Raw genomic sequence first — 16828 nt, forward strand, 5'->3', positions numbered from 1 at the left:
GCTTTCCGTTCGACCCTGGGACGCTGGAGGAAACATGATCGAGTCACTGTTGGTCGTCAATCGGGGCGAGATCGCCCGCCGGATCATCCGTACCGCTAAGCGACTCGGTGTCCGGGCGGTCGCGGTGCACTCGGAGGCTGACGCTGGCCTGCCGTTTGTGACCGAGGCCGATGAGGCGATCTGCGTCGGCCCGGCAAACCCGGCGCAGAGCTACCGGAACGTCGAGGCTGTCCTCGCCGCCGCCAAATCGACCGGCGTACAGGCAATTCACCCTGGCTACGGCTTCCTGTCGGAGAACGCCGACTTCGCCCAGGCCGTCACTTCGAGCGGTCTGCTCTGGGTCGGGCCCGGTCCGGACGCGATCACCGCGATGGGTGACAAGATCAATGCTCGGAATCTGATGGCGGCGGCCGGGGTGCCGGTCGCGCCGGGAACCACGGAACCGGCGGCGGACCTCACCGCGGCGGTCAACGCGGCGGCAGAGATCGGCTACCCGGTGATGGTCAAGGCCGCCGCTGGCGGGGGCGGCATGGGCATGGGGATCGCGAACGACGAGGCCGCGCTCCGTACCGAGTATGACAAGGTGCGTGCGTTCGCCGAGCGGATGTTCGGGGACGGCTCCGTCCTGATTGAACGGTACTTCCCCCGGGTGCGCCACGTCGAGGTGCAGATTCTCGGCCTGGCCGATGGTCGGGTGGTGGCGCTCGGCGAGCGCGAGTGCTCGGTGCAGCGACGAAACCAAAAGCTGGTCGAGGAGTCCCCCTCCCCGGCAGTCACCCCGGAGCTGCGGTCCCGGTTTCTGGCCGCGGCGGTGCGGGCAGGCGAGGCAGTCGGCTACCGCAACGCCGGCACGGTCGAATGCCTGCTCGACCCCACCACTGGCGAGTTCTTCTTCCTGGAGATGAACACGCGTCTGCAGGTCGAGCACCCCGTCACTGAATTGGTCTACGGAGTTGACCTGGTCGAGGAGCAGTTGCGGGTGGCCGCCGGGCTGCCGCCGACGTTCGACCCGGATGCCTTGACCCCACGCGGGCACGCGATCGAGCTGCGGGTCAACGCCGAGGACCCGAAGCGCTTCCTACCCGGGCCAGGGGCGATCACCACCTGGACCGAACCGACCGGCGAGGGCGTCCGCGTCGACTCGGGGTATGTCGTCGGTAACACGGTGACCCCGTTCTACGACAGCCTGATGGCCAAGCTCATCGTCAGTGGCGCGGACCGTGCCGAAGCGATTAGTCGGGCGCGGGCCGCAGTGGCGCAGTTCCAGCTGGTTGGGCCGAAGAACAACCTTCCCTTCTTCGCCGAACTGCTGGACAACCCGGAGTTCCTCTCCGGTGACTACGACACTGGCATCGTCTCCCGAATGCGCTGACCGCATCCGCTTCGTGCGCGTCAACCCACATCCGGTGCTGGGCGTGTGATCCCGGAAATCGGTGCTGATCCCCGGGATCAACGCTCGATCCTGGGATCAGCGCTCGATCCTGGGATCAGCGCTCGATCCTGGGGTCAGCGCCCGTCCTCGCGGGGTCAGCGCGCGGGGGTCGAGTTTGGCTGCCACCCCGCAGGGACCTGTCGGCGTTGGCGCGATCGGCTCGTCGGACGGCGCGGGTGACATGCTGGGGGAGTCGGACCAGAGCGTGTCACAGTGAGGTGGCCCATGGGTAATATGCCGGGATTCGTGTCCATTCGGGAGGTCGGTCCGCGCGACGGGCTCCAGAACGAGGACCCGATTCCGACCGAGGCGAAGGTGCGGTTGCTTGATGCGCTCTCCCGGACGGGAGTGGGGCGAATCGAAGCGGTGTCCTTTGTGCATCCGAAGGCGATCCCGCAGATGGCCGACGCCGACGAGGTGTGGCGGCGGGCGGATCGAACCGAAGGGGTGCGCTACTCAGCACTGGTGCCGAACACGCGGGGTGCCCACCGCGCGTTGGCCGCCGGGTTCACCGAGATCGAGGTAGTGGTCTCCGCCAGCGACACGCACAACCGGCGTAACGTCAATCGCTCCACCGACGAGTCGCTGGACGACATCGCCGAGTTGGTCGAGCTGCTCCATAACGCCGGTGCACGGGCGGAGGTCATCGTCGCGACCAGCTTCGGCTGCCCGTACGAGGGGGACATTGACCCCGTTCGGGTGGCCGGCATTGTGGAAAGGGTGGTGCGCGACGGCGCCGACCGGGTGGCGTTCGGCGATACCACCGGCATGGCGACGCCCCGCCGGGTCCGCGAGTTGGTGACGGCCGTACGTGATCGTGCTGCCCACGTACCGGTGCTGCTGCACTTCCACAACACCCGTGGCACCGCGCTGGCGAACCTGTTGACCGCCATCGAGCTGGGGATCACCGAATTCGACGCGAGCGTCGGTGGTCTGGGTGGCTGCCCGTACGCGCCCGGGGCCAGCGGGAACCTGGCTACCGAGGAGGCCGTGCATTTGCTGCACGACATGGGCATCGACACCGGTATCGACCTGGACGCCCTGATCGAGGTCGCCGAACTGGCCGAAGAGCTGGTCGGCCGAAGCCTGCCCAGCGGCGTGCTCCGGGCCGGCCCGCGAACCCGGCTGACGCCCCTGCCCGGCTGACGCTCCTGGCGGGCTCACGTCCTGCCGGGTTGATTCCTTCGTCTGGCTGGTTCCCACCGCCGTGCGGTCGTATTCCGGCCGCACGGCGGTCGCTACGTGGAGCCGGGCGGGTCCCCGGACTCACCCGTGCGGGCCGGCAAATCATGGACGTAGTGCGCTACCCTAACGATCGTTCAGTTAGGTTCGGCTGTGCACACGAGTGTGCGCTGGACCGGGAGCGGCAGCACAGGAGGATTCGGCGTGACGCTCGATGGTGAGGCGCTGGAGCAGCTACGTAAGCGGGCCCGGGCCGGTGGAGCGGACAAGTACCATGCGGCGAATGCCGCGAAGGGCAAGCTCTTCGCCCGGGAACGGGTCGCGTTCCTGGTTGACGAGGGATCGTTGGTCGAAGACGGGCTCTACGCCAACGCGTCGGCCGAGGGGCTGCCCGCCGACGGTGTGATCACTGGAACTGCCACCATCGATGGCCGCCCGGTCTGTGTGATGGCCAATGACTCCACGGTCAAGGCCGGCAGTTGGGGAGCTCGGACCGTCGAAAAGATCATTCGAATCATTGAGCGTGCCTACGCGACCAAGGTTCCGATGGTTTACCTGGTCGACTCGGCCGGTGCCCGGATTACCGACCAGGTAGATCTGTTCCCCGGTCGGCGGGGCGCCGGAAAGATCTTCTGGAATCAGGTCCGCGCGTCTGGCTCGATCCCCCAGGTCTGTGCGCTCTTCGGACCGAGCGCGGCCGGTGGGGCGTACATCCCGGCCTTCTGCGACGTGGTTGCCATGGTCGAGGGAAACGCCAGCATGTACCTGGGCTCGGACCGCATGGTCGAGATGGTCACCGGAGAGCAGACGACCCTGGAGGCGATGGGCGGGGCCCGGGTGCACTGCGCCGAGTCCGGCGTTGGCCACTTCCTTTGCCGGAGTGAGGCCGACGCGCTGGACGTTGTACGGCGCTACTTGTCGTATCTGCCGACAAACTGGACCCAACAGCCGCCTGCGGCGCCCGCTGTCGAAGCGCCGGCGAAGGTCGACCTAGCGACGCTGGTGCCGGCCAGCGAACGGCAGGCGTTCGACATGCGCCGGTACGCGAAGGGGCTGCTTGACCAGGGAAGCTTCTTTGAGATCCAGGCGCTGTGGGCCAAGGAGTTGACCATCGGCTTCGGCCGGCTCAACGGCGAGGTCGTTGGTGTGGTCGGCAATAACTCGATGTTCAAGGGGGGCGTGCTCTTCGTTGACTCGGCCGACAAGGCGACCCGGTTCGTGCAGCTCTGTGACGCGTTCAACGTGCCGTTGCTGTTCCTCTCCGACGTACCCGGGTTCATGGTCGGCAGCGCGGTGGAGAAGCAGGGCATCATTCGGCATGGCGCCAAAATGATCACTGCAATCTCCGAGGCGACCGTACCCAAAATCTGTGTGGTGGTGCGCAAGGCCTACGGTGCCGGCCTCTACGCAATGGCCGGCCCCGGGTTCGAGCCGGACGCAACGATTGCCCTGCCGACCGCGAAGATCGCTGTGATGGGTGCGGAGGCGGCGGTAAACGCGGTCTACGCCAACAAGATCGCGGCCATTGGGGACGAGAGTGAACGGGCCGCATTTGTCGCTGCCCGGCGCGAGGAGTACGAGCAGGACATCGACATCGTCCGGCTCGCCAGTGAGCTGGTGGTTGACGCGATCGTGGAACCACCCGAGCTGCGCGGTGAGCTGATTCGCCGCTTCGCCGCCGCCCGTGGCAAGGATCGCCACTTCGCCACCCGCCGACACGGCGTCACCCCTGTCTGACCCGGTCGCCCCGGGCGTCACAAGCGCCGGGTGGCCCATCTCCCACCAGGAGGAACTCATGGACTTTCGGCTTTCCGAGGAGCACGAGGCGCTGCGAGCGAGCGTCCGCGACTTCGCCCGCGAGGTGGTCGCTCCAGTCATCGCCGATCACTACGAGCGACACAGCTTCCCGTACGACGTCATTCGCCAGATGGGACAGATGGGTCTGTTCGGCCTTCCCTTTCCGGAGGAGCACGGCGGAATGGGGGGTGACTACTTCGCGCTCTGCCTCGTGCTGGAGGAGCTTGCCCGGATCGACTCCAGCGTGGCGATCACGCTCGAGGCGGCGGTCTCGCTCGGCGCGATGCCCATCTACCGGTTCGGCACGGATAAGCAGCGGGCAGAGTGGCTGCCGCGACTGCTCAACGGTTCGGCACTGGCCGCGTTCGGGTTGACTGAGCCGGGCTTCGGCTCGGACGCCGGGGGGACCCAGACTCGGGCGGTACTCGATGAGTCGACGGACGAGTGGGTGATTAACGGGTCGAAGGCCTTCATCACCAACTCCGGGACCGACATCACCGAGCTGGTCACCGTCGCGGCGGTCACCGGTACGAGGCCGGACGGCTCGAAGGAGCTGTCCACGATCATCGTGCCGACCGGAACCCCGGGCTTCACGGTGGCACCGGGGTACTCCAAGGTGGGCTGGACGGCCTCCGACACGCACGAGTTGACCTTCGATGACTGTCGGGTGCCGGCGGGGAACCTACTCGGCGAACGGGGTCGAGGCTTCGCGCAGTTCCTGCGGATTCTCGACGAGGGGCGGATCGCGATCGCCGCACTCGCCGTCGGACTGGCCCAGGGCTGTGTGGACGAGTCGGTCCGGTACGCGAAGGAACGGCACGCCTTTGGCCGTCCGATCGGGGCCAACCAGGCGATTCAGTTCAAGACTGCGGATATGGAGCTACGGGTGCATACCGCTCGGCTGGCGTATTACGACGCTGCGTCGCGGATGCTCGCCGGAGAACCGTTCAAGCGTCAAGCGGCCATCGCCAAGCTGCATGCCAGCACCATCGCGGTAGACAACGCCCGGGACGCCACTCAGATCCACGGCGGATACGGCTTCATGAACGAGTTTCCGGTGGCCCGCTTCTGGCGGGACGCCAAGATTCTCGAGATCGGCGAGGGCACCTCCGAGGTGCAGCGCATGATCATTGCTCGTGAGCTGGGGCTGTAGCCGGGACCGTACGGTGCGCGGCTTTCCGGGATGGGCTGCACCGCAGGGTTGCCGGAACTGCGCGGCGGCATCGCTGTCGGGTATCCGCAGTGCCGCGTCAGTAGGACGACGATGGCCTGTCGGAGATCGTCGTTGATCCGTACCCTTCCTGCCCATGAACTCGGGGGATGACCATCTGCGGTGGTCCGGCGGCCGGTTGGGGCTGCCCGACCTGCTCCGCAGACACCGGCTCGCCGCCGGCCTGACCCAGGCCGAGCTGGCGGGCCGGGCTGGCATCGGTGTGCGGACCGTTCGGGATGTGGAGCGGGGCCGTTCGTCACGACCCCAGCGGACCACCGTCGAACTGCTCGCGACCGCCCTTGGGCTGGTCGGCGCAGCGCGATCCACCTTCGTCGCCGCCGCTCGGCCCGTACCGACGCCCCGGCGCCTGGAGTCCGAGTCACTGCGCTACGTCGACCCGGACGGCATGGTACGGCCGACCGCGCTGCCCCCAGCCCCCGAGCTGATCGGTCGGGAGCGTGACGTGGTCGAGCTGGTCGGGATGCTGACCAGCGAGCCGGCAGCCCGGCTGATCAGCCTGGTTGGGCTGGCTGGCGTCGGCAAGACGGCGCTGGCGCTCTCGGTGGCCCATGCGGCTGCCGGGCACCTCCCGGGTGGGGTGGCCGGGGTCCTCACCGGGGAGGGAACGGATGTTGCGGAGCTGCTTGCCGCCTCCGCGGCAGTCTTCGGGGCAGCTCGCCTCCCTGAGCTCGCCACCCGCCTCGCCGGTCAGCCAGCACTGCTGCTTATCGACGCGGTGGAGCGGGCTCCGGGCACGGTCGCCGAGGCCGTGCACCAGCTAGCGTCCGCGGTGCCGTCGCTGTTGGTGCTGGTCACCGGCCGCCACCCGGTCGGGCTACGCGGCGAGTGGGTCCGGCCCGTAGCCCCGCTCGATACGCCACCGCCGGACCGGGACGAGGCCGGTCCGGCAGCTCTCGCCCGGTATCCGGCGGTGGCGCTGTTCACCGCCCGGCTCGCGCTGGTCCGATCGAACCCGCCGACGGCGGCGGAGCTGCCGGCCCTGGCCCGACTGGTCCGCCGCCTCGGTGGCCTTCCGCTGGCGATCGAGCTGATGGCGGCGCGGGGGCACCTTCTCGACCTGCACGAGTTGCTCGACCGGTACGGCGATCGGCTGCTCGATCTGGCGACCGTCTCCGGGGCAGCGGAGCGGCCGGTCTGGAACGCTGCTGATCCGGGCCCGGCGCAGCGAACGCCCGCGGCGGTCGTCGAGACGCTGCGGGACGCCGTTGCGACCAGCTATCTCCTGCTCACCCCCGAGGAGCGCGCCGCCCTGCGCCGGCTCGCCATCTTCGGTAACCGCTGGTCGATCAAGCTGGCTGAGGAGCTGCTCGGAGCTGGCGCCGATCCGGCGGGCACGGTGTTGGCTGTTGACCCGGTTGTGCTGCTGGACCGGCTCCGGGAGCTGGGTCTACTCAGCATTCTGGGGGTGGGGACATTTCGGTTCCGGCTGCTCGATGCCGTCCGGGAGTTCGCCATCGAGCAGGCTGCTGGCGCGGGTGAACTCACCATGGCCCGGCGTCAACATGCCCGGGTCATGGCCAGATTGGTCGCCGAGACGGCTCCGTACCTGGTGGGGGCGGATATGACCGCGGCGGTGCACCGGCTGGACGACGTGGGCGGGGACATCAGCTCCGCACTCGCACATGCTGCTGTCGACCAGCCGGTGACCGCGCTGGGCCTGGCGGCTGGACTCGTCCGGTGGTGGCGCTTTCGGGGGCGGGATGTCGCCGGCCGGCAGTGGCTGCGCCGGTTACTGGCGGATCCACGTACCGCTGACGCTGCCCCTGTTCTGCGGGCGTGGGCGTTGCTGGGTGTGGCCCGGTTGGCCTCGGAGCACGGCGCGGGGGCTGAGGAGCTGCCGGCTGCCCGTGCGGCGCTCGCCGCTCTGCAGTCGGCCGGCGACGTCGCGGGTGAGCTGGAGGCCCGTACCGTTTTGGGCAGGCTATTCACCGGCACCGGCGACCACGATGAGGCGCGGGGGCAGGCCGAGGCGGTACTGGCCCTGGCCACCCGGCACGGGCGGATTCGGGACATGACGGTGGCGCAGAACAACCTGGCCTGGCACGGGATCCGGGTCGGCGATCTCGCCACGGCCCGACGCCGGCTGGCTGCCGCTGATCGACTGGCGGCCCAGTGTGGGGAGCGACGGCTACGCGTACTCGCGATGGCCAATCTGGCCGAGGTCACGCGCCTTGAGGGCCGCTACGACATCGCGGTCGATCAGGGGCGCAGGACGCTGGCGGCGTTGACGGCGCTGGGCGATCCGGGACACCACCGTCGGGTGCTGGGCACGGTGGGGCTGGCGCTGGCCCAGGGCGATCGCGTGCCGGAGGCAACCGAGGTGCTGGCCGAGCTGCGACTCGGGGGACCGGCGGGTCTGAGGATGCCAGCGGACGGGATCTGTGGGCTGATTGAAGGAACACTGGCGTTGCGCCGGGGCGATCGGGAGCTGGCGGCCGAGTGGTTCGCCGTCGCGGCCGAGGTGGGGGCCAACAGCCAGGACCGCCGTGACTTGGTGGAGGCGCTGGTGGGGCTGGCCGCCAGTACGGCGGAGCCGACCGTGTTGGATCGGCTGGATGCGGTCTGCCGGGTCAGTGGGATCCACCTGTTGCCGCCGGAGGTGGAGGCCTTGGCAGCGGTTTCCCCCCGCCGGCCCTGACTGCTCGCGGTGGAGGGGGTGGGCCAGCGGGGAACAGGTCCCGGGAGTGGCGCGAGCGAGAGCCCCCTCTGTTACCCCTCGCTCGTCGCCCGCGCCCTCCCCCGGGTGCATCCCCCGTTGATCGGAGCTTAGTTGGCGGGGAAACGCCCGCTGACCGATTTGCCCAATAACTAGCTGGCTCTCGGGTAGTTCTGCCGCTCTTTCTGCCGGTGGCGTCCGCTGCCGGCGGTGCCTCGGCCCAAGCCGGCGCTACCCATGGTGCGATGTCAGTCGCTATCTCGGTCCGGTTCTGGGTCGATGGCACCGGCGGTAGCGCCGGGATGGACCGCATCTCGCACCCGACGTAGCCCTTCGAGGAGTCGGGCCAGCGATTCCGGGTCGAGCTGCCCGGTGAACCACTCCTCGATGATTCGTAGGTGACCCGGGAGTACGGCGTTGAGTCGCTTACGGCCGGATTCGGTGGCCACCGCGAACGAGCTGCGTCGGTCGGCGGGGCAGGCACGCCGGGCGAGTAGTCCATTGCGTTCCATCCGGTCGACCACGCGGGTCGTCCCGCTGGTGGAGAGGGAGGTCTGTGCGGCGAGGTCGGTCATCCGGAGCTGGTTGTTGGGTGAGCGGGCGAGCCGGGTGAGCACCTCGAACTCCACCGGGGAGAGGCCATGCTCCTCGAACTGAGCGGTGAACCGGGCTGTCAGCCCAGCGTGCGCCTCGACGAGTAGGCCGACGGCGGTGATCCGGGGGTCGTCGAACACATTCTGGTCCACCTGTTGATCCTACCAGTAGTTGATCAACGAAATATTGCCGTGAGTGAATCTGTTCACCACGTTATTTACAAAACAAGCATTTTTGTGGAAGGTGCACGTGACCAGGTTGGTGGGCTCGTGTGCGCCCGGCTCTGGCCCGCTGCCTTGGGCGCTCTTGCCGTGAATGGTTCACAATGCGCAGCGGAGCTGCATCGCTCCGTTACCTCGGGCGCCGGGAGGACACATGGGCAGGGATGTCACGCAGGGCGCCTTCTCCCGGGAGGATCGGGTCCGCTACCGCCGCAAGGTGCGTCGCTGCCTGGACGTCTTCGCCTTGATGCTGGATGACTTCGGTTTTGACGCCGATCGGCCGATGACCGGCTTGGAGATCGAGCTGAACCTGGTGGACTCTGCTGCGGAACCGGCGATGCGTAACGAGGAGATTCTCGCCGACATTGCCGACCCGCTCTTCCAGGCCGAGCTGGGGCAGTTCAATCTCGAGCTGAACGCCGTGCCCCGACTGATCGAGGGCTCCGGCTTCACCGGCTACGAACAGGACCTTCGCGGTAGTCTTGCCCGCGCCGACGAGTGGGCAGCCAAGTCCGACGCGAAGATTTTCCTGGTGGGAATCCTGCCCACCCTGACCGAGGGGCACCTGGTCGTCGACAACCTCTCCACCAACGAGCGCTACCGGGTACTCAACGACCAGATCGTCGGAGCGCGGGGCGAAGACATCGAACTCGACATCCGCGGAGTCGAGCGGCTACAGACCCACACCGACTCAATCGCCCCTGAATCTGCCTGCACCAGTCTGCAGTTGCACCTTCAAGTCGCGCCGGACAACTTCGCCGACTACTGGAATGCCTCGCAGGCAATCGCCGCCGCCCAGGTGGCTACCGGAGCCAACTCCCCCTATCTGTACGGCCGACAACTTTGGGCGGAAACCCGGATCGCGCTGTTTCAACAAGCGACTGACACCCGGCCAGACGAGTTGAAGGCGCAGGGCGTTCGCCCTCGGGTCTGGTTCGGTGAGCGGTGGATTACCTCAATTTTCGACCTTTTCGAGGAAAACGTCCGCTATTTCCCACCGCTGTTGCCGATCTGCGAGGAAGAGGACCCAGTGGAGGTGCTGCACGCCGGGGGCGTGCCGAAACTCGGCGAACTGCGCCTGCACAACGGCACCGTCTACCGCTGGAACCGGCCGGTCTACGACATCACCGGCGGGCGCCCGCACCTACGGGTGGAGAACCGGGTCCTGCCAGCCGGTCCAACCGTGGTCGACATGCTGGCCAACGCTGCCTTCTACTTTGGATCGGCGCGCGGGCTGGCGGAGGCGGACCGTCCAGCCTGGAGTCAACTGACCTTCAGCGCGGCGGAGGAGAACTTCCACTCCGCCGCGCGCCGCGGCATCGACGCCGTGGTGCACTGGCCTCGGCTCGGTGAGGTGCCGGTCGCGGAGCTGGTCCTCGACGTGCTGCTGCCGCAGGCCGCTATCGGGTTGGATCGGTTCGGCGTGGCTCCCGGTGAGCGAGACCGGCTGCTCGGCGTCATCGAGCAGCGCTGTCGGACCCGGCGCAACGGCGCGGTATGGCAAGCGGAGACGGTGTGGGCGGCCGAACGGCACCGGAAGCTCGACCGCTCGGCGGCGCTGCACCACATGGTCCAGCGGTACGCCGAACTCCAGCGCAGCAACGAGCCGGTGCATACCTGGCCGGTCGATTAGGCGGGGTGCTCGACACTACGCCCCGGGCGGTCGTTGTGCCGGTGTCGATGGTGACCGCCGGGGCGGGGCAATGGCCGGTCCGGGACGTTCCCGCCACTGCCGTCAGCTGGTGCGGCGGGTGGATCGGGGTCGGTGTGAACCCACCTCCGTTGGCTCCTGCGGCGCGGGGGAGACATCCTCTGCTGGTGCATCGTTCGCGGTGCGCGCAGCCGGTACCCCGCTGGTGGCATCCGCCTTCCCGGTGCGGGGCCGCCGGCTGCCTGACCCCCGCGTTCGGCCGCGAGTGGTGGGCGTCGCGGCGGTCGAACCGTCCGGCTGCGGGTCGGTTACGGATTCCGCCGACTGGGGCGAATTGGCCGGGGGCTCCGCTGGTCGAGGCGAATCGGTCCGCGTCCGGCGGTTGGCCCGTTGACCGAGCGCGGCGACCAGCGACGAACTCCCAAAGCCGATGATGACCGCGTACGGGGCGATGAGGTGCGCTGATGCCTGACCGGGAGCGAGATCAGCCAGTTCCGGCACGGCAAGCAGGTAGGCGATCGCGACGAGGAGCGGACCGGCTGCGCCGGAGGCGGTGGCACCTATCCGCGTATCGGGATGCCTGGCCGTACCGCGGGCGACCAGTACGCCGATGAGGAGGGCGGAGCCGAGGGACAGTAGCGCACCCGGCCAATAGAACCAGTCGCGGAGCCACAGCTCGCTTCCGCCGACGCTGAGCTGCCAGATGCCGAGCTGGGCGGTATTCAGCCCCCGTCCCGCAATGACACCGTCCACAACGGCCACTACAGCGAGTAGCCACAGCCAGCCGACGGTTGCGATTACGTTGGTGGCGGCGGCGCGGGAATGCAACGCCCACACGGCGAGGGCCACGCCGACCAGCACTCCCAGGGCGGCGTATCCAGCGGCGACCTCGCGGGGCGCGGCGACGCCGGGTACCACGGCCACCCGGGCCGGTACGGCGGTCAGTAGCACCGTGATCAGGGCACCGATCCCGGCGGCTCCGGCGAGCGCCAGTTTGCCGAGCGCACCGTCGGATCTATCCGGCTCAGCCTTGCTCCGCTCTGCCGTCGTCCGGGTGGCCGGTGCGGCGGCGTCGGGGCCGCTCGGGCGGTCGGTTGTCGAGTCCGCGCCGGAGAGCTGGCCGTGGTCGCTGGTCGGCTGGCGCTCCACGGGGCCACGACGACGGAGGCGTTGCGCGCAGACCGCACCAGCCACAGTGGAGGTGGCGGCGATCCATATGGCCCAGATCAGACTGGCTGTCCAGGCAGTGACAGCGACGCTCTTATCAGGCGGTGGGGCCCAGTTGATGATGCCCAGTCCGTAGCCGAAGCCCAGCGCGGCGGCGCCGGCCCCGGCGGCGGTGCCAAGCGCGGTCATGATCGAAGTTGCCCAGCCGCGTCTCGCCATGCCGGCGAGCGTAACGTCCTGTGGTCGGGACGGGGAGTACTCGCCTCAAAATCTTACGCAGAGTAGTTGTGGTGGGGCGTCGCGTTGACACGGATCGGGGCGCGGTGAACTGATTCCCGCTGATTCCCCTGCCGGCCGGCTAAGTTGTCGTCAGGCAGCTAGGGGGTACGTGGGATGAGCGACGACCGAACGCCCGCCGCCGACGGACCGGACGACGAAACCCGCCCGCTGCCCGCCGATCAGACCGCGCCACTGCCCCCCGCCGATCAGACGGCGCCACTGCCCCCCACCGATCAGACGGCGCCACTGCCCCCCACCGGAGGGCCGGCGGCATGGCTGGGGCGTGCGGGTGTGCCGCCACCACGTCCGCCGGAGTACCAGGAGGCGACCGGGTGGTACGGGGAGCCGAACGGGCGACGGTGGTGGTCACCGATTCTCTGGGGAGTGATTGTCCTACTGCTCGCTGCTTTCGGCACTGGTCTGTGGCTGGCCCTCGGCGCCGGCGACGACGAGCAGGTCACTCCGGACTCCTCGCCGTCGGCCACTGCGCCGTCGGCCACTGCGCCGTCGGCCTCGCCGATACCGACGTCCGCCACGCCGACCGCGACCGCGCCAACCACGACTGCGCCAACCACGACCGCGCCAACCACGACTGCGCCAACCACGACTGCGCCGACCACGCCGTCGCCGACGGGGGAACCGGGTGAGGTTCCCATGCCCCCGGTGGTGAACCGGCCACTGACGACGGCCCAGGTGATCCTGGACCAGGCCGGACTGGCGTACCGGGTCCGGTACCGAACCTCGAACCAACCGTCCGGCATCGTAATCGGGACGGAGCCACGGGCGGGTGCGTTGGTACCGGAGGGAGCCGTGGTCGTACTGGTGGTGTCGAGTCCCGGATCGTCGCCGGAGCGGCCAACGCCTACTCCGACCCCCGAGCCCACCCCCACCAGCTGACCGAACGTTCACACCACCCCACCGGCTGCCTGACGTTCAGCCAGACCGGTTGCTAGGCGGATATCCCAGGTTCCGGGTCCTGGCGGCGCGCGTGGAGATGCCGGGGTGGGCGTACCGGGGTTCTTTCGTAGGTGCGCCCACCGGCGGCGGATCGCAGCAGTTCAGCCCACGCGTGCGGGGGTCCGCGCCAGTGGTCGGCGCGATGTTCCCACGGTGTGTGGGTGGCGTTGCGGCGCGGCCTGGATCTGGTCCAGCCCTTCCTGCTGTACGAAGATCGACCGCCGGCTGACCGCGTCCCCCGATGCGTTCAACTCATAGCCGTCGAGCCAGAGCCAACCGTCGTAGGTTGGCCAGTCGAGGACCCGGATCACCCGGAAGGCGATGGGTCGGAGGAACTGGACACTCGCCGCGCGAGTCACGTGCAGTACGTCACCGGTGCGGGGAAGCACATGGGCTCCTGGGAAAGAGGGCCGGCGGAGGCGCCGGCGGGAGTTGTTGGGGGACATGTGTTGTCGGCCTCGGGGTGGTGCCCCGCAGGCTGGCGTTGTTGGTGCCTGCCCGTGGGATCACCACGGTGGGAGAACAGAGGAGGACTCTGCGTGATCCGCCATAGGGAATAGAGTGCATCAGTGACGTGCGACATGCAAGTTGCATGTCGGTGGTTGCCGATGGGTTGTTGGTCCAGAGCGATGCAATGCTTGAGCTGTTCGTATTCGGGCGGCACACTGAGGGCCGGGTTCGTCCCGCCGCCATCCGCCGCCGCGAACCCGTCCACCGTCGTGCCCTCCCCGGCGCGACGGCCGAGCCGGGAAGTTGTCAAGGTGGAGGGGGACGGGTGGCAATGACCGCGAGATTGAGTCCAGGGTGGAACCGTGGCTGAGCGGCGAAGCCCGACGATCCGCCGACGGCGGCTGGGCGCGGAGCTCCGTCGGCAGCGTGAAGCCGCGGGAATCACCATCGAGTCGGTCGCCGAACAACTCGAGTGCTCGGCCTCGAAGGTCTCCCGGATCGAGACCGGCCACACCACAGCGACGCCCCGCGATGTCCGGGACATGCTCCGGATCTACGGCGTGGTGGGCGCGGAGAGCAACGAGCTGGTACAGATCGCTCGCGAGGCTCGACAGAAGGGCTGGTGGCATCCGTACAGCACGGTTCTGGTCGGAGCCTACGTCGGCCTGGAAGCGGCGGCCAGCTCCATCCGCGCCTATGAGCAGCAGGTCGTGCCGGGTCTACTAGAGACCGAGGAGTACGCGAGCGCCATGATCCGTGCTGCCCGACCGGACTTCACCGCAGAACAAGTCGCACAACGTGTCCGTGTCCGACTGGGCCGTCAGTCGTTGCTGACTCAGGATGATTCAGTCGATGTGTGGGTGGTGCTCGATGAGGCAGTGGTGAGCCGACCGGTGGGTGGTGACACGGTGATGCGTGGTCAGCTCAAGCGGCTGTTGGAAGTAACCGAACTACCGAACGTGACGTTGCAGATCCTGCCGTTCGAGGTTGGTGCGCACGCGGGCATGGACGGGACCTTCAGCATCCTGAGCTTCCCCGAAGCCAATGATCCGGATGTTGTGTACGCGGAGAACGCCACGGGTGGGCTCTTCCTGGAAAAGAGCGACGAACTGCAGAAGTACAGCTTCATCTTTGATCACATCCGCGCGGCCGCCATTAGCCCTGAGGAGTCCATCGCACACATCGCGAAACTGGCAGAGGAGCCGTTGTGGAAATGGCGACCAAGGAGTTCCCCGTGGACCTGACGCAGGGCACCTGGTTCAAGAGCTCGAAGAGCGGGCCGAACTGCGACAACTGCGTAGAGGTGGCGTACGTGCCGGGGGCGGTCGGCGTGCGGGACTCGAAGGACAGGTCCGGCCCGGCCCTGGTCTTCAGCCGGGGTGGCTGGCGTTCCTTCGTCAGCGATGCGCGGGGCGGTGCCTTCGACCCGCGCTGACCAGGATCGGTGTCCCCGTCCGGCCCGTTCGGATGGGGACACCGGATTACCCCATTTTGGGGTTGAGTGACCCGGCTTTCCTATGCCCCGTCGCCACAACGGCTTCGTCTCGTTGAACCCGTCGGTACGGCGCAGATCAGTGACTCGCCGCGCCGATTGGCAACCGAACGAAGTAGGCGAGACGGATGACGACGATCGGGTCAGAGAACCTCACCAATGGTCCGGGTAAGCCGGAGCGGTTCGGTGGCAAGTACCGCGGGACACGCCGGGACACGGTGCTCACCGAGGTGGTGTCGCCGGACGCCGAAGCCGCCGAGCGGCAGGATGGGCCCGCACCTCAGCGACCGGCTTCACCCCGCCCCCTGCCTTCGTTTGACGGGGACCCGTCAACGGGTACGGGCTTTCCGGCCGAAGGCTGGTCGACTGGTCCGGGCGAATCACTGGTTGATCACCCGTTGCTGCGCGGTCTCCTGATGGAACTTCCCCCGAAGGGCAGTGTTCCGCCCCCGGGGTGGCTAGATCGCTGGTTCGAGGCGACTCGGGCCATTCTCGAACTTCTCTACGTGCAGGGATCGGGGCGGTCCCGCTGACGGTTGTTTCGTGCCTAGGCGCTGGTCAGGCCGCGAGTCCGCGGTGCTGAACGGTGTGATCTCCGGCGGCTTCACCTCCCGGTAGCCAGACGTGCCCCCGTCGCCACATCGGTGACTCCCGGGTATTCCAGTCATGGTCCAGTGACTCGACGTGTTGATTTCTCGCCTCCCCGCCGATTATTCTCATCGAAAGATTGGCATCTATCGATCGACTCGTCCGGGAGCCGGTGGACTTTGATGCCATCCGGAGGGAGACAGAGGAGATGGGTCTATCCCGAAGGTCCGTGTTCGTCGGATTAGCCACGATGGCCATGGTGGCGTCCGCAACCCCCGCTATGGCCGCTGAACCGGTTGGTGAGATCCGTAGTGCGGGGGGTGCTACGGCTGTAGCCGACAGCTACATTGTGGTCTTCAAGGACAGTTCGGTCGGCCGTGGTGCGGTCGAGAGGTCGGCTGATCGCTTGGTGGATCGGCATGGTGGCCAGGTTGCCCGGACGTACACCTCAGCCCTGCGTGGGGCTGAACTGCGGGTGGATGCTGGTGCTGCCGCTCGGATCGCGGCCGACCCGGCGGTGGCCTACGTCGAGCAGAACCATCAGGTGTCGATCAATGGCACTCAGCCTAATCCGCCGTCTTGGGGTTTGGATCGGGTTGATCAGCGGGATCTGCCGTTGGACAACTCGTACACGTATCCGAACACTGCCAGTGACGTGACCGTCTACATCCTTGACACCGGTATCCGTACCACTCACCAGGACTTTGGTGGTAGGGCTTCCTGGGGCACCAACACTGCCGACAACAACGACACCGACTGTAATGGGCACGGTACGCACGTGGCCGGCACCGTTGGTGGTACGGCACATGGTGTTGCCAAGGAGACCAATCTGGTAGCGGTGAAGGTGNTGNACTGCGCGGGNANCGGTACTTTCGCTGGGGTTGTGGCTGGTGTCGACTGGGTGACCGCGAACGCGGTTCAGCCGGCGGTGGCGAACATGAGCCTTGGTGGCGGTGCGAACAGTGCGTTGGACAACGCGGTGAGTAATTCGATCGCCTCCGGTGTCACCTACGCGCTGGCGGCGGGTAACAGCAGCGCCAACGCCTGCAACTACTCACCAGCCCGTACCCCCGACGCGATCACCGTCGGGAATACCACCAGCACCGATGTCAGGTCCTCTCGCTCCAA

At 67.8% G+C, this 16828-nt stretch carries 14 protein-coding genes; 11 read left to right on the forward strand and 3 right to left on the reverse strand.

What is annotated here, in order from left to right; all coding sequences use genetic code 11:
• Positions 1-34 precede the first annotated feature (34 nt).
• The 5 genes from B116_RS0124470 to B116_RS0124490 all read left to right on the forward strand — a co-directional run bounded on the left by B116_RS0124470 (position 35) and on the right by B116_RS0124490 (position 8283).
• Positions 35-1372 carry an acetyl-CoA carboxylase biotin carboxylase subunit gene (locus B116_RS0124470; RefSeq protein ID WP_027661615.1) on the forward strand — a complete coding sequence of 446 codons (1338 nt, stop codon included), beginning with the start codon at positions 35-37 and terminating at the stop codon, positions 1370-1372.
• Between the two features lie 294 nt (positions 1373-1666).
• Positions 1667-2578: a hydroxymethylglutaryl-CoA lyase gene (locus tag B116_RS0124475; RefSeq protein ID WP_018722526.1), complete on the forward strand. Its 912-nt coding sequence runs from the start codon at positions 1667-1669 to the stop codon at positions 2576-2578.
• Positions 2579-2818: 240 nt separating this feature from the next.
• Complete coding sequence (locus tag B116_RS0124480; RefSeq protein WP_018722525.1) at positions 2819-4351, forward strand: acyl-CoA carboxylase subunit beta; 1533 nt, start codon at positions 2819-2821, stop codon at positions 4349-4351.
• A 58-nt stretch (positions 4352-4409) separates the two neighbouring features.
• Complete coding sequence (locus B116_RS0124485; RefSeq protein ID WP_027661616.1) at positions 4410-5564, forward strand: acyl-CoA dehydrogenase family protein; 1155 nt, start codon at positions 4410-4412, stop codon at positions 5562-5564.
• A gap of 154 nt (positions 5565-5718) precedes the next feature.
• Positions 5719-8283, forward strand: a complete 2565-nt coding sequence (locus tag B116_RS0124490) for an ATP-binding protein (protein WP_027661617.1) — start codon at positions 5719-5721, stop codon at positions 8281-8283.
• A 266-nt stretch (positions 8284-8549) separates the two neighbouring features.
• On the opposite strand, the gene B116_RS0124495 is transcribed toward B116_RS0124490, so the two are convergent.
• Positions 8550-9047 (reverse strand): MarR family winged helix-turn-helix transcriptional regulator, encoded by a 498-nt coding sequence (locus tag B116_RS0124495; RefSeq protein WP_018722522.1) that lies wholly within the window; start codon positions 9045-9047, stop codon positions 8550-8552.
• Between the two features lie 223 nt (positions 9048-9270).
• Between B116_RS0124495 and B116_RS0124500 the strand changes: the two genes are divergently transcribed.
• On the forward strand, positions 9271-10749 hold the full coding sequence (locus B116_RS0124500; protein ID WP_027661618.1) for a glutamate--cysteine ligase: 1479 nt from the start codon (positions 9271-9273) through the stop codon (positions 10747-10749).
• A gap of 102 nt (positions 10750-10851) precedes the next feature.
• On the opposite strand, the gene B116_RS0124505 is transcribed toward B116_RS0124500, so the two are convergent.
• Positions 10852-12123: a hypothetical protein gene (locus B116_RS0124505; protein ID WP_027661619.1), complete on the reverse strand. Its 1272-nt coding sequence runs from the start codon at positions 12121-12123 to the stop codon at positions 10852-10854.
• 204 nt (positions 12124-12327) lie between these two features.
• Here B116_RS0124505 and B116_RS0124510 point away from each other — a divergent pair, with 204 nt between their 5' ends.
• On the forward strand, positions 12328-13110 hold the full coding sequence (locus B116_RS0124510; RefSeq protein WP_027661620.1) for a Stk1 family PASTA domain-containing Ser/Thr kinase: 783 nt from the start codon (positions 12328-12330) through the stop codon (positions 13108-13110).
• Between the two features lie 161 nt (positions 13111-13271).
• On the opposite strand, the gene B116_RS0124515 is transcribed toward B116_RS0124510, so the two are convergent.
• Positions 13272-13559 (reverse strand): hypothetical protein, encoded by a 288-nt coding sequence (locus B116_RS0124515; protein ID WP_018722518.1) that lies wholly within the window; start codon positions 13557-13559, stop codon positions 13272-13274.
• A gap of 423 nt (positions 13560-13982) precedes the next feature.
• Between B116_RS0124515 and B116_RS0124520 the strand changes: the two genes are divergently transcribed.
• The 4 genes from B116_RS0124520 to B116_RS0124535 all read left to right on the forward strand — a co-directional run.
• Positions 13983-14864, forward strand: coding sequence for a helix-turn-helix domain-containing protein (locus tag B116_RS0124520; RefSeq protein ID WP_027661621.1), 882 nt, complete (start codon positions 13983-13985; stop codon positions 14862-14864).
• Positions 14834-15055: a DUF397 domain-containing protein gene (locus B116_RS0124525; protein WP_018722516.1), complete on the forward strand. Its 222-nt coding sequence runs from the start codon at positions 14834-14836 to the stop codon at positions 15053-15055. Before B116_RS0124520 ends, B116_RS0124525 begins: the two co-directional genes overlap by 31 nt.
• Before the next feature lie 185 nt (positions 15056-15240).
• Entirely contained in the window at positions 15241-15645 is a 405-nt protein-coding gene (locus B116_RS0124530; protein ID WP_027661622.1) for a hypothetical protein, read from the forward strand.
• Between the two features lie 263 nt (positions 15646-15908).
• Positions 15909-16828: S8 family peptidase (locus B116_RS0124535; protein WP_033667845.1), on the forward strand; the 920-nt coding region annotated here is incomplete at its 3' end.

It is taken from the genome of Salinispora fenicalii (assembly GCF_000514815.1).
GTDB lineage: Bacteria > Actinomycetota > Actinomycetes > Mycobacteriales > Micromonosporaceae > Micromonospora > Micromonospora fenicalii.

Excerpts from the sequence above, each read along its gene's own strand:
- B116_RS0124500 (WP_027661618.1), top strand. The coding sequence starts at position 9,271 with ATGGGCAGGGATGTCACGCAGGGCGCCTTCTCCCGGGAGGATCGGGTC.
- B116_RS0124475 (WP_018722526.1), top strand. The coding sequence starts at position 1,667 with ATGCCGGGATTCGTGTCCATTCGGGAGGTCGGTCCGCGCGACGGGCTC.
- B116_RS0124485 (WP_027661616.1), top strand. The coding sequence starts at position 4,410 with ATGGACTTTCGGCTTTCCGAGGAGCACGAGGCGCTGCGAGCGAGCGTC.
- B116_RS0124470 (WP_027661615.1), top strand. The coding sequence starts at position 35 with ATGATCGAGTCACTGTTGGTCGTCAATCGGGGCGAGATCGCCCGCCGG.
- B116_RS0124510 (WP_027661620.1), top strand. The coding sequence starts at position 12,328 with ATGAGCGACGACCGAACGCCCGCCGCCGACGGACCGGACGACGAAACC.
- B116_RS0124505 (WP_027661619.1), bottom strand. The coding sequence starts at position 12,123 with ATGACCGCGCTTGGCACCGCCGCCGGGGCCGGCGCCGCCGCGCTGGGC.
- B116_RS0124490 (WP_027661617.1), top strand. The coding sequence starts at position 5,719 with ATGAACTCGGGGGATGACCATCTGCGGTGGTCCGGCGGCCGGTTGGGG.
- B116_RS0124530 (WP_027661622.1), top strand. The coding sequence starts at position 15,241 with ATGACGACGATCGGGTCAGAGAACCTCACCAATGGTCCGGGTAAGCCG.
- B116_RS0124525 (WP_018722516.1), top strand. The coding sequence starts at position 14,834 with ATGGCGACCAAGGAGTTCCCCGTGGACCTGACGCAGGGCACCTGGTTC.